The organism is Cupriavidus gilardii (assembly GCF_017598945.1).
GTDB classification, from domain to species: domain Bacteria; phylum Pseudomonadota; class Gammaproteobacteria; order Burkholderiales; family Burkholderiaceae; genus Cupriavidus; species Cupriavidus gilardii_E.
The window spans coordinates 42,472-54,246 of the sequence record NZ_JAGFTW010000057.1; the positions used below are offsets into that span (position 1 = coordinate 42,472).

General features: G+C 66.5%; 9 protein-coding genes. 7 read left to right on the plus strand and 2 right to left on the minus strand.

What is annotated here, in order from left to right:
* Positions 1-166: 166 nt before the first annotated feature.
* The 4 genes from J5T34_RS20900 (at position 167) to J5T34_RS20915 (ending at position 7,214) form a co-directional block, all read left to right on the plus strand.
* Positions 167-1,369: an efflux RND transporter periplasmic adaptor subunit gene (locus J5T34_RS20900; RefSeq protein WP_208582689.1), complete on the plus strand. Its 1,203-nt coding sequence runs from the start codon at positions 167-169 to the stop codon at positions 1,367-1,369.
* A gap of 35 nt (positions 1,370-1,404) precedes the next feature.
* Positions 1,405-4,560: an efflux RND transporter permease subunit gene (locus tag J5T34_RS20905; RefSeq protein WP_208582709.1), complete on the plus strand. Its 3,156-nt coding sequence runs from the start codon at positions 1,405-1,407 to the stop codon at positions 4,558-4,560.
* The gene (locus J5T34_RS20910; protein WP_208582691.1) at positions 4,557-6,050 is read left to right on the plus strand and encodes an efflux transporter outer membrane subunit; all 1,494 of its coding nucleotides are present in this window, start codon (positions 4,557-4,559) and stop codon (positions 6,048-6,050) included. The genes J5T34_RS20905 and J5T34_RS20910 overlap by 4 nt, the downstream gene beginning before the upstream one ends.
* Before the next feature lie 174 nt (positions 6,051-6,224).
* Complete coding sequence (locus J5T34_RS20915) at positions 6,225-7,214, plus strand: Bug family tripartite tricarboxylate transporter substrate binding protein (protein WP_208582693.1); 990 nt, start codon at positions 6,225-6,227, stop codon at positions 7,212-7,214.
* 150 nt (positions 7,215-7,364) lie between these two features.
* On the opposite strand, the gene J5T34_RS20920 is transcribed toward J5T34_RS20915, so the two are convergent.
* On the minus strand, positions 7,365-7,589 hold the full coding sequence (locus J5T34_RS20920) for a DUF2188 domain-containing protein (RefSeq protein WP_208582695.1): 225 nt from the start codon (positions 7,587-7,589) through the stop codon (positions 7,365-7,367).
* 227 nt (positions 7,590-7,816) lie between these two features.
* Between J5T34_RS20920 and J5T34_RS20925 the strand changes: the two genes are divergently transcribed.
* Positions 7,817-8,347 carry a carboxymuconolactone decarboxylase family protein gene (locus tag J5T34_RS20925; RefSeq protein WP_208582697.1) on the plus strand — a complete coding sequence of 177 codons (531 nt, stop codon included), beginning with the start codon at positions 7,817-7,819 and terminating at the stop codon, positions 8,345-8,347.
* Positions 8,348-8,392: 45 nt separating this feature from the next.
* Here J5T34_RS20925 and J5T34_RS20930 read toward each other — a convergent pair whose 3' ends face one another.
* Positions 8,393-9,850, minus strand: coding sequence for a cation:proton antiporter (locus tag J5T34_RS20930; protein ID WP_244259117.1), 1,458 nt, complete (start codon positions 9,848-9,850; stop codon positions 8,393-8,395).
* Positions 9,851-10,145: 295 nt separating this feature from the next.
* Between J5T34_RS20930 and J5T34_RS20935 the strand changes: the two genes are divergently transcribed.
* Positions 10,146-10,679 carry a TetR/AcrR family transcriptional regulator gene (locus J5T34_RS20935; protein WP_208582719.1) on the plus strand — a complete coding sequence of 178 codons (534 nt, stop codon included), beginning with the start codon at positions 10,146-10,148 and terminating at the stop codon, positions 10,677-10,679.
* A 53-nt stretch (positions 10,680-10,732) separates the two neighbouring features.
* Positions 10,733-11,611, plus strand: coding sequence for an NAD(P)-dependent oxidoreductase (locus J5T34_RS20940; RefSeq protein ID WP_208582699.1), 879 nt, complete (start codon positions 10,733-10,735; stop codon positions 11,609-11,611).
* The last annotated feature ends 164 nt before the right edge of the window (positions 11,612-11,775 follow it).

Here is an 11,775-nt window from a genome sequence, read left to right on the forward strand (position 1 = left end):
GTTATGTCTCGAAAATCACTTTTCTGTGACTTGTTGGCGGAATGCGACGTTGGCGCGGAGGGATTATCGGGCAAAAACGTCAGTTTCCTTACCGGATGAATCGTTATTGATTCATTTGACAAACCCGCGTAGCATCCGGTGCTTTGCAAAGCGCGAAGGGTAAGACATGAAGCACTTTCCATGGCAAGGGCGGCGTACCGTCGCCGTGCTGGCTGCCGCCATTGCCATGGCGGCGTGCGGCAAGGCCGACCAGCAGCCGACGCCCGCGCCTCCCTCGGTCGATGTGCTGACCTTGCAGCCCAAGGCGATGGCCGTCAGCAGCGAACTTCCCGGCCGCATCGAACCGGTTCGTGTCGCCGAAGTCCGCGCTCGGGTGCCCGGCATCGTGCTCAAGCGCAATTTCAAGGAAGGCGCCGACGTCAAGGCCGGCGATCCGCTGTTCCAGATCGATCCCGCGCCCTTGCAGGCGGCACTGTCGCGCGCCGAAGGCGAGCTGGCCCGGGCCGAAGCGGTGCTGTCCGAGGCCGCGGCGGTGGTGCGCCGCTATACCCCGCTGGTCGAGATCGAAGCGGTGAGCCGCCAGGATTTCGATGCCGCTCAGGCCGCGCACAAGAGCGCGCAGGCGGCCCGTCGCAGTGCCGCCGCGGAGGTGCAAACCGCGCGCCTGAACCTCGAATACGCGACCGTGCGGGCGCCGATCTCGGGGCGCATCGGCCGCGCGCTGGTCACGGAAGGCGCGTTGGTCGGGCAGGGCGAGGCCACGCCGATGGCCACCATCCAGCAGCTCGATCCGGTCTACGTCGACTTCAAGCAACCGGTCGCCGACGTGATGCGCATGCGCGAAGCGCTGGAGCAGGGCCGGCTGCGCCAACAGCGGGACGGCGGCGTGCCGATCCAGGTGACGATCGAAGGCACCGACAAGAAGCGGGAAGGACGGCTGCTGTTCTCCGACATCTCGGTCGAGCGCGAGACCGGCCAGGTGTCGTTGCGCGGCCAGCTGCCCAACGATGACGGCCTGTTGCTGCCCGGCATGTACGTGCGCGTGCATGTCACCCATGCGACCGATCCGGCCGCCATGCTGGTCCCGCAGCGGGCGGTCCGCCGAGGCCCCGATGGCAAGGCGCACCTGCTGGTGGTCGGCAAGGGCGATGTCGCCGAGACCCGCCAGGTACGCACCGGCCGCATGCAGGGCGGCGAATGGCAGATCGTCGAGGGCGTCAAGCCGGGCGATCGGATCGTGATCGGCGGCGAGGCAAACCCGGGGCAGAAGGTCAGCATCGCCCCGGCAGGGCCCGCAGTTCCGGCAGCGCCGGTCAACCGTGCCGCCGAGGCCGCGCCATCGAACAGTCCTCCGGGGCAACGAGGCTAGGCGCGCAGGCGCCGCGCCACTGAACAGACATCATGCTGCCAAGATTCTTCATTCATCGCCCCAACTTCGCCTGGGTGCTGGCCATCTTCATCGTGCTGGCCGGATTGCTGGCGATGCCGTCGCTGCCGGTCTCGCAATACCCGACGGTTGCGCCGCCGCAGATTGCCATTACCGCGATCTACCCCGGCGCTTCGGCCACCACGCTGGTCGACTCGGTGACCAGCGTCATCGAGGAAGAGCTGAACGGCGCCAAGGGCATGCTGTACTACGACTCGTCCAGCAGCTCCGCCGGCCTCGCCGAAATCACCGTCACGTTCGCGCCGGGCGTCAACCCGGACCTCGCCCAGGTCGATGTGCAGAACCGCATCAAGCAGGCCGAAGCGCGGCTGCCGGCCGCGGTCACGCGCCAGGGCCTGCGGACCGAGCAGGTCAGCGCGGGCTTCCTGATGGTCTACGCGATCAATTTCAAGGGCGACGGTGCCGGCAAGGACATGGTCACGCTCGCCGACTATGCGGCGCGGCGGATCAACAACGAGATCCGGCGCGTGCCGGGCGTCGGCAAGGTGCAGTTTTTCGGCGCGGAAGCCGCGATGCGGGTGTGGATCGACCCGCAGAAGCTGCTTGGCTACGGGCTGTCGGTGGCCGATGTCAACGCGGCGATCGCCGCGCAGAACGTGCAGGTGCCGGCCGGCAGCTTCGGCAGCCGGCCCGGCAGCGCCGAGCAGGAGCTGAGCGCGACCATCGCCGTCAAGGGCATGCTGACCACCACCGAGGAATTCGGTGCCATCGTGCTGCGTGCCAATCCGGACGGCTCGAAGGTGACGCTGGCCGATGTCGCGCGCCTCGAAGTCGGCCTGCAGGACTACAACTTCGACATGACGACCAGCGGCAAGCCGGCGGTCGGCGCCGCGGTGCAACTGCGTCCCGGCGCCAACGCACTGGAGACCGCGCGCGCCGTCAAGGCCCGGCTCGACGAGCTGTCGAAGTCCTTTCCCGACGATATCGAGTATTCGATTCCGTACGACACCTCGCGCTTCGTCGAAGTCGCCATCGAGAAGGTCATCCACACGCTGCTCGAAGCGGTGGTGCTGGTGTTCCTGGTGATGCTGCTGTTCCTGCAGAACCTGCGCTACACGCTGATTCCGACCATCGTGGTGCCGGTGTGCCTGGCCGGCACGCTGGCCGTGATGTATGCGCTCGGCTTCTCGGTCAACATGATGACGATGTTCGGCATGGTGCTGGCGATCGGCATCCTGGTCGACGACGCGATCGTGGTCGTCGAGAACGTCGAGCGGATCATGGCCGAGGAAGGTCTCGGTCCGGTCGAGGCAACCGCCAAGGCGATGAGCCAGGTGTCGGGCGCGATCGTCGGCATCACGCTGGTGCTGGCGGCGGTGTTCTTTCCGCTCGCGTTCATGTCCGGATCGGTGGGCGTGATCTACCGGCAGTTCTCGCTGTCGCTGGCCGTCTCGATCCTGTTCTCGGGCTTCCTTGCGCTGACGCTGACGCCGGCGCTTTGCGCGACGCTGCTCAAGCCGATTCCGGCCGGGCATCACGAGGAGAAGCGCGGCTTTTTCGGCTGGTTCAACCGCAAGTTCGGCCGCCTGACCGAGCGCTTCACCGCCTTGAACGGGAAGCTGCTGCGCCGTGCGGGACGGTGCATGGTCGTGTACGGCATGGTGGTCGCGGTGCTGGCCCTGCTGTACACGCGGCTGCCCGAGTCCTTCGTGCCGATCGAGGACCAGGGCTACTTCGTGGTCGACGTGCAATTGCCGCCGGGCGCGACTTATCAGCGCACCGAGGCCGTCGTCAAGGAACTGGAGAGCTGGCTGCTCGCGCGCAAGGCGATGGAGTCGACCACGATGGTGCTGGGATTCAGCTTCTCGGGCAGCGGCCAGAACGCGGCGCTTGGCTTTCCGACCTTGACCGACTGGTCCGAGCGAGGCAGCGGCGAGCATGCCAGCGACGAGGTGGCGGCCTTCAACGCGAAATTTGCCGGCATGAAGGCGGCTCGTGTGATGGCGGTCGATCCGCCGCCGATCGAAGGGCTGGGCAACGCCAGCGGCTTCGCGCTGCGGCTGCAGGATCGCGGTGGTCTGGGGCGTGCGGCCCTGATCGCGGCACGCGACGCGCTGCTCAGCCAGGCGAATGCCTCGCCCGTGCTCGCCTACGCAATGATGGAAGGCCTGGAGGACGCGCCACAACTGCGTCTCGATATCGATCGGGACAAGGCCGAAGCGCTGGGCGTCGGCTTCGAGGCGATCAACACCGCGCTCTCCAGCGCCTATGGCTCGGCCACCGTGGCCGACTTCGCCAACATCGGCCGCCTGCAGCGGGTGGTGGTGCAGGCCGATGTGCGCGACCGCATGACGCCCGAGGCGTTGCTGTCGCTGAACGTGCCGAACGCACGCGGCGAGCAGGTGCCGCTGAGCGCGTTTGCCACGCCCGAATGGGAGATCGGTCCGGTGCAGGTGTCCCGCTACAACGGCTATCCGACGATCAAGATCATGGGCGACGCCGCGCCCGGTTTCAGCACCGGCGAGGCCATGGCGGAGATCGAACGGATCGTCGGCACGCTGCCGGCGGGTATCGGCTACGAATGGACGGGGCTGTCGTACCAGGAGCGCCAGGCCGGCGCGCAGGCACCGCTGCTGCTGGCGCTGTCGTTCCTGGTGGTCTTCCTGCTGCTGGTCGCGCTGTACGAAAGCTGGGCGATCGCCGCAGCCGTGATGCTGATCGTGCCGATCGGCGCGCTGGGGTCGGTGCTGGCGGTCAATGCGGCGGGCATGCCGAACGACGTCTATTTCAAGGTGGGGCTGATCACGATCATCGGTCTGGCGGCGAAGAACGCGATCCTGATCGTCGAATTCGCCAAGTCGCTGCGGGAACAGGGCATGCCGCTGATCGACGCCGCGCTCGAGGCGAGCCGGCTGCGGTTCCGCCCGATCGTGATGACGTCGATGGCGTTCATTCTGGGCGTCGTGCCGCTGGCCATTGCCACCGGCGCCGGTGCGGCCAGCCAGCGTGCCATCGGCACCGGCGTCATCGGCGGCATGCTGACGGCGACCACGCTCGGGGTCGTCTTCGCTCCGGTGTTCTTCGTCTGGGTGCTGTCGCGCTTCAAGCGTTATCGGGACAACGCGCGCACCACCACGCCGACCACGTCCACCACGACGGAGGGCGCGCAATGAAACCGATTCGAACCAGAACGCCGCTGCCGCGCGTGCTCCCCTGCCTGCTGCTGAGCCTGGGCGCTGCGCTTGCGGGCTGCTCGCTTGCGCCGGTCTATCAGCGGCCGGCCGCGCCGGTCCCGACGCAGTGGACCTCCGGCCAGCCGGTTGCCGGCGACGCGCAGGCCGCGCCTTCATCGGCCGCCGTGCTGCAATGGGAGCGTTTTATCGTCGACGACAAGCTGCGCGAGCTCGTCGCACTCGCGCTCGACAACAATCGCGACCTCCGGCAGGCCGTGCTGAACATCGAGGCGGCACGGGCGATGTACCGCGTGCAACGCGCCGATCGCGTGCCGGGTCTGCAGGCAGAAGGCGGGGGGACGCGGCAGCGCGTTGCGGAGGATCTCCGTCAGCCGGGCATGCCGTCGGTCCAGCAATCGGTGCAGGCCGGTATTGCCGTGCCGTCGTTCGAGCTCGACCTGTTCGGCCGCGTGCGCAACCTGTCGGAAGCGGCGCTGCGCGAGTACCTGGCGACCGAGGAGGCCGCGCGCAGTGCCCGCATCAGCCTGATCGCCGAGGTCATCCAGGCCTATCTGGCGCGAGACAGCGCCCAGCGGCGCCATCTGCTGACCATGCAGACGCTGCAGACGCGCGAGTCGTCGTTGCGGCTGATCGCGCAGCGCCGCCAGGCCGGCACCGCGACCGCGCTGGATTTCCACGAAGCAAGCGGCCTGACCGATCAGGCGCGCGCCGATCTGGAGCGCACCGACCGCGAATTCCGCCAGGCCACCAATGCCCTCGCGCTGCTGGTCGGTGTGCCCGACGTCGGCGCGCGCTTGCCGCAGACGCCGCGCGACGACGTGCTGCTGGTGCAGGACCTGGCGCCCGGCACGCCGTCCGAACTGCTGATTCATCGCCCGGACATCCTCGCGGCGGAACAGCGGCTGCGCGGGCGGCATGCCGACATCGGCGCCGCGCGCGCGGCGTTCTTCCCTCGCATCGCGCTGACGGGCATGTTCGGCAGCGCCAGCGGCGAGCTGTCGAATCTGTTCGGCGCGGGTCAGACGATATGGGCGTTCGCGCCGCAGCTGACGTTGCCGATCTTCTCCGGCGGCCGCAATGTGGCGAACCTGGACCTGGCTCATGCGCGCAAGGACATCGCCGTGGCCAACTACGAGAAGACGATCCAGACTGCATTCCGCGAAGTATCGGACGCGCTCGCCGCCACCGATACCTTGCGGCGCGAGGAGATCGCGCGCCGTGCGGTGGCGCAGACCAGCGAACAGACGCTGCGCTTGTCCGAGGCGCGCTACCGGGCCGGCGTCGACGACCATCTACGCTACCTCGAGGCGCAGCGCAGCCACTATGCCGCGCAAACGGCCCTGATCGACGTGGCGGCGCAGCGCCAGGCCGCGCTCGCCTCGCTGTTCCGGGCGCTCGGAGGAGGGTGGTCCGAGGAAAGCACGGCCGCCGCGAAGACGCTGCCGACGGGGGATCGCTCACCGATATAGGGCGGCGTCGCCCCTGGATGGGGAATCGTGCGCCATGATGGGACAGCCGGTTTGACCGCTTCGCGCTACCGCGCGGATCTTAAGTTTTTCTTTTGATCCCGCAAATAAAGTCTTAATTTTCTTTATTTGAGCGCGCAATTATGATCGGCCGACCATCAGGAGGAGAAACCCGTCATGCCCGCTGTCCGTAATGCCGTCCGCCGCCGTACCCTGCTTGCTCTTGGCGCGCTGTGCGTCGCCCCTTCGCTGACGTTTGCCGCGGACAAGTACCCGTCGAAACCGATCCGCATGGTCGTGGCATTCGCCGCGGGCGGGGCGAACGACACCATCGCCCGCATCCTCGCCAAGGAACTGCAGCAGAGCATGGGCCAGTCCGTCGTGGTGGAAAACCGCGGCGGCGCGGGCGGCCTGATCGGCTCGGACATGGTCGCCAAGGCGGCGCCGGACGGCTACACGCTGCTGCTCGGCAGCGCCGGCGCCCAGACCATCATGCCGGCGCTGACCCGCAAGATGCCCTATGACCCGCGCACCGGGCTCGCGCCAGTATCGCTGGTCGCCGAGGCGGCGAACGTGCTGATGGTCAGAAGCGGACTGCCGGTCAACAACGTCAAGGAATTGCTGGCCGCTGCCCGGCAGAAGCCGGGCGCCTATACCTACGGCTCCTCGGGCAACGGCACCACGCTGCATGTGTCCGGCGCGCTGATGGAGAAGCTGGCCGGCATCGACCTGCTGCACATCCCGTACAAGGGCAACGGCCCGGCGATGAACGACCTTTACGCGGGCAATGTCGACATGGTGTTCGGCTCGGTGCCGGTCGCCATGGCGGCACTGAAGACCGGCAAGGCCAAGATCCTGGCCGTCACCACGAAGAAGCGCATTCCCTCGCTGCCCAACGTGCCGACGATGGCCGAAGCCGGCGTGCCGGGCTACGACTTCTCCAGCTGGTACGGGCTCTTCACGACCGGTGGCACCGACCCCGCCATCGTCGAACAATTGGCGCGCGAAACGGCCAAGGCGCTGGCCAAGCCGGATGTGGTGGCGGCGCTGGCGCAGCAGGGCGTCGAGCCGGAGGCCAGCACGCCGGCGGCGTTCCGGGCACGCATCAACGACGAGCTGATGCGCTGGGAGCGGGACGTCAAGACGATGAAGATCGCTGCGGAGTAATCGCGTTGGACCGCGACATGGCCACCGAAATGCATGCCGGAGGGTGATTGCATATCGCCTGGCATCAGAACTGGTACCGGACCCAAGGGATTGCCGGCTTCGTCCACGCTACTGTTGGGCCGGAACGATCTGGTCACGCCGGCAGCCGCGCTACCCCCTGACGCTGCGGGGATCGTTGCCGAAGCTGTTGCGTTCGCGAATCCGGCCGTCCGCGCCATGGATCAACAGCTCGACCTTGGCTTGCTGCGCCGCTTCGGTGCCGGAAGCGATCGCCTCCTGCTGCGTATCGTAGGTCGGGCCGGTGCCGTCTGTTCCCTCGATCTGCACGGTCCATTTGCCGCCATCGGTCGGCACAACGTGGACATTTCCTGCCATGGTCGCCTCCTGTCAATGCGTGCCTTCCTTTGTACGCGCAGCGCGCGCCATGCGGTATCGGGCGACGTCTGACCGGCGTTGGGGTCCGGCCCACCGTCCGCAACGGAGCCGCGACGGCATCCGACTAGAGAATCAGGCAAGCATCGCAGACCAATAGGTATTCGCGTCTTGCGGACGGGCATTCGACAATGCCTCGGTCAGACAATCCCACCGCCGAGGAGCCCGTCATGCCGCTTCGCCATCGCTTCGCTTTCCTTGCTCGCCTTCGCTCCGTCGACCCCGCCCTTGTCCTGGCCGCCGTCTACGTCAGCGCGACGTTCGGCGCTGCGTACGCGCAGGGGGTGGCAGGCAACGAGCCCGCGCAACGCACGCCGCGCGAGCGTGGCACCGCCACCATGGACAAACTTTCCGGCGGTGCCGGCCAGCCGGTGCTCAATGCACTGCGCAAGGACTTTCTGCCGTTGGCGGATGCCATCGTCGACTACTCGCTGGGCGATGTCTGGTCCCGGCCCGGGCTGGACGATCGCACCCGCCAGCTTGCCGCCGTCGCGGCCTTCGCGGCGCAGGGGCACACGCAGGTGCTGAAGATCCACGCCGGCTACGCGCTGCGGCTGGGCGTGACGCCCGAAGAATTGAAAGAGGTGGTCTACCTGACCACCGTGACTGCCGGATTTCCGCGAGCGATCGATGCGGCCAATGCGGTGCGCGAGGTACTGGAGGCCGCGGGGCAGGGCAATGCCGGTGCGGCGCCACGCTGAGCGGTATCGGGCTGACAGTTTTTGTCCGCAGCGCGCAGAGCGCTGTCACCGGCGCAGCCGCTGGTACATGGCCATCAGCGGCGTGGCGGTCGACCCGTGCAGCACGATCGACACGACCACCGTGCACAAGGTGATCTGCAGCAACAGGTCGGCATGCGCCAGATCGGGGGCATGAACCAGCGAATAGGCCAGGTAGTACAGCGAGCCGATGCCCCGGATGCCGAACCATGCGGTGAGCCGCCGTTGCGCCGGCCGCAAGCCCATGCCCGCCGTGGAGAGATAGACCGAGAGCGGCCGGATCAACAGGATCAACAGCAGGGCGCAGCCCAGCGCGGGAACGCTGAAAGTCGCCCGCGTCAGCATGGCCCCGATCAGCAGGGTGACGCATAGCTCGGCCAGACGCTCCACGTCGAGGGAAAACTCGGATACGGTCTGCGTCAGATAAGCCGCCGCCTTGTGCTCGTGTGTGGCAACCTGTTCAAGACCCTTGACGGGGAGGGTGCCGAGCACTTCGTCCGGAGGCGTGTCCGGGTTTTCGTCGCGTTCGACCTGGCGCATTGCCACGCCGGCCGCAAACACCGCCAGAAAGCCATAGGTGCTCGCCGACAACGCGGCGCCATAGGACACGCCGATCAGCCCCAACGTGAAGAAGCTCTCGAGCCCGACAGCCTCATGAAAGCGCATGCGCAAGGCCAGGATCGTCTTGCTGGCCAGCAGGCCCAGCGCGGCGCCGATGCCAAGGCCCCCGGCGGTTGCCCAGATCAGGTCGACGGCGATCCATCGCGTCAGGCCGGGGCCCAGCTCGTGATAGCCAAGCAGTCCCAGGCCCAGCATCACGAACGGGAAGGCCGTGCCATCGTTCAGGCCGCCTTCCCCGGTCAGACTCAGACGAACGATGTCCCGGTCTTCGGTGTCCGCCATTTGTACGTCGGACGCAAGCACCGGATCGGTCGGCGCAAGGATGGCGCCGGCAAGTATTGCGACCCCGAGCGGCAGCCCCAGCCAACCGACCCCGACCGCGCATATCCCCGCGATGGTGAGCAGCATCGCCACGCTGGCAAGCTGGACCGGCAAGCGCCATACCCGATATGACATGCGGACGCGCAAGCGCAGGCCCACGCCGAACAGCGAGATCAGCACGGCGATTTCGGTGATGATCTCGAGCGCGGCAACGTGGCCCGGATCGTGGACATCGAGCGTGATCAGGCCGGCGCCAACGGGGCCGAGCGCCACACCAAACAGCAGGTACAGCGCGGAGGGCGCAATGGGCAGCCGTTTCACGACCGAACCGATGAGGCCCATCGTTACCATCAGTCCGCCGATCACCAACGCCCAGATCGCAAACACACGGATCTCCTTGCCAAGCCGCCTGGCGGACTTCAGGAGTAGGGGGCCCCGGTATTGCTGTGTCGGGAACCGGGAGAACCCCGCAGCGGCAGCCCATCCCGAGTTTCGCCCTGGCGGAGGCGGGTAGAGCATCACGGGCCCGCCGCGGGCAATCATACCCGCCTCCGTCGTCCTTTGTTAGTTTCCCAAGTCCTGGAGAGCCAGGTTACGGCGACATGATTTCAGAGCGGGCCGTTTGCCTGGCGCGGCAAGGCTGGAGTGTCGCCGCTGAGTGCATGCGGCATCCAGCCAACCAACCAACGCTGGCGAGCAACTGGTGCTATATTGGAAAACGATCAATTCCAAATTGAACGGCATTTTCAGCATGGCGACCAACCATCAAGCCTCCGCCCGCCCGCGTGGCCGGGGCCGGCCGCGTGAATTCAACGTCGATCAGGCGCTGGATCGGGCCGTGCGGGTATTCAGCGAACGGGGCTACCACGGCGCCTCGATCTCCGACTTGGCCCAGGCCATGCGTCTGGCGCAGGGGAGTCTCTACAAGGCATTCAAGGACAAGCAACAGCTTTTCCTGGCAGCGTTTGACCGATACCGCGCGCAGCGGATGGAGAAGCTGCGTCATGCCATTGGCGAGGGCGGTACGGGCCTGGAACGCCTGCGCAAGACGCTGGCGTTTTATGCCGAATCCTCTCAGGGGGCGACCGGCCGGCAAGGATGCCTTGTTGTCGGCAGCACGGTGGGCCTGTCGGCATTCGAGAAACCGCTGGCCGACCACATCGCCACGGCGCTCGCACGTAACGAAGCATTCCTCGCAGACCTGATCCGCCAAGGAAAGGACGACGGCTCCATTGCTGCCCATGTCAATGTCGAGGCCACCGCGCGGATGCTCTTGTGTCTGACGCAAGGCATGCGCGTGGTCGGTAAAACCCGTCGCAGCCGTGAAGACATGCAGGCCGTGGTAGACGCCGCGCTCAACGCGCTGGCCTGATTTTTTGTCTATTTAGGAAATGATCCATTCCATTTGATGCAGGAGAAGCCCTTATGAAGATCGCATTTCTCGGCCTCGGTACGATGGGCCTGCCGATGGCAGTCAATCTTGTCAAGGCAGGCTACGCGGTACGCGGCTGGAACCGCTCGCCAGCACCGGTGACGAAGCTCGTCGCGCTCGGCGCGGAAAGCGCCGCTACACCGCGGGAAGCCGTCGCCGATGCCGATGTCATGGTCTCGATGCTTGCCGACGATGCCGCCACACGTGCCGCCGTGCTCGAGGCGGGAACGCTGGCCGCCCTCAAGCCCGGCGCCATCCACGTGAACATGGCCACGGTATCGGTAGCCCTGGGCGCCGAACTGGCAGCGCTGCACCAGACGCAAGGCGTTGGATACGTTGCCGCACCGGTACTCGGCCGGGTGAATGTGGCCGAGGCCGGCGAGCTCAATATCCTGGCCGCCGGCGCGCCTGCAGCGATTGCGGCCGTGCAGTCGTTGTTCGACGTGCTGGGCCAAAAGACCTGGTACCTGGGCGAGCGGCCCGAGCAGGCCAATGCCGCCAAGCTGGCGGTGAACTTCATGATCGCCAGCGCTATCGGCACCATGGGCGAGGCCGTCGCGCTGGCGCAGGGGCATGGCGTAGACAAGGCCGACTTTCTCGAGCTGGTCACGTCAACGGCATTCGCGACACCGGTCTACAAGGGCTACGGGAAGGCAATCGCCGAGGAGCGCTTCGAGCCGGCCGGGTTCAAGCTGGCGCTCGGCTTCAAGGATGTGCGCCTGGCGCTGGCAGCAGCGGAGCAAGTCAACGTACCGCTGCCGTTGGCAAGCGCACTGCGCGATGCCCATATCGAAAGCCTCGCGCACGGCGAGGGTCATCTGGATTGGGCGGCGTTGTCACGGACATCCGCACGGCGCGCAGGGCAGGAATAAGCGGCGTGGCAAGCCCGGAAGCGGTTCCGGGCGGCTTCGTTGTTTTGCGTAATTTTGTTACTCACGCACTGACGGCGTGACGCTGCTTGTCGCTTGCCTAGTAACAAATTTAGTTGAACAAACGTTGCAGAAAATTGTTACTGCGTTGAACGGTTCAACTTAAA

Excerpts from the sequence above, each read along its gene's own strand:
- J5T34_RS20900 (WP_208582689.1), top strand. The coding sequence starts at position 167 with ATGAAGCACTTTCCATGGCAAGGGCGGCGTACCGTCGCCGTGCTGGCT.
- J5T34_RS20910 (WP_208582691.1), top strand. The coding sequence starts at position 4,557 with ATGAAACCGATTCGAACCAGAACGCCGCTGCCGCGCGTGCTCCCCTGC.
- J5T34_RS20915 (WP_208582693.1), top strand. The coding sequence starts at position 6,225 with ATGCCCGCTGTCCGTAATGCCGTCCGCCGCCGTACCCTGCTTGCTCTT.
- J5T34_RS20920 (WP_208582695.1), bottom strand. The coding sequence starts at position 7,589 with ATGGCAGGAAATGTCCACGTTGTGCCGACCGATGGCGGCAAATGGACC.
- J5T34_RS20925 (WP_208582697.1), top strand. The coding sequence starts at position 7,817 with ATGCCGCTTCGCCATCGCTTCGCTTTCCTTGCTCGCCTTCGCTCCGTC.
- J5T34_RS20930 (WP_244259117.1), bottom strand. The coding sequence starts at position 9,850 with ATGATTGCCCGCGGCGGGCCCGTGATGCTCTACCCGCCTCCGCCAGGG.
- J5T34_RS20940 (WP_208582699.1), top strand. The coding sequence starts at position 10,733 with ATGAAGATCGCATTTCTCGGCCTCGGTACGATGGGCCTGCCGATGGCA.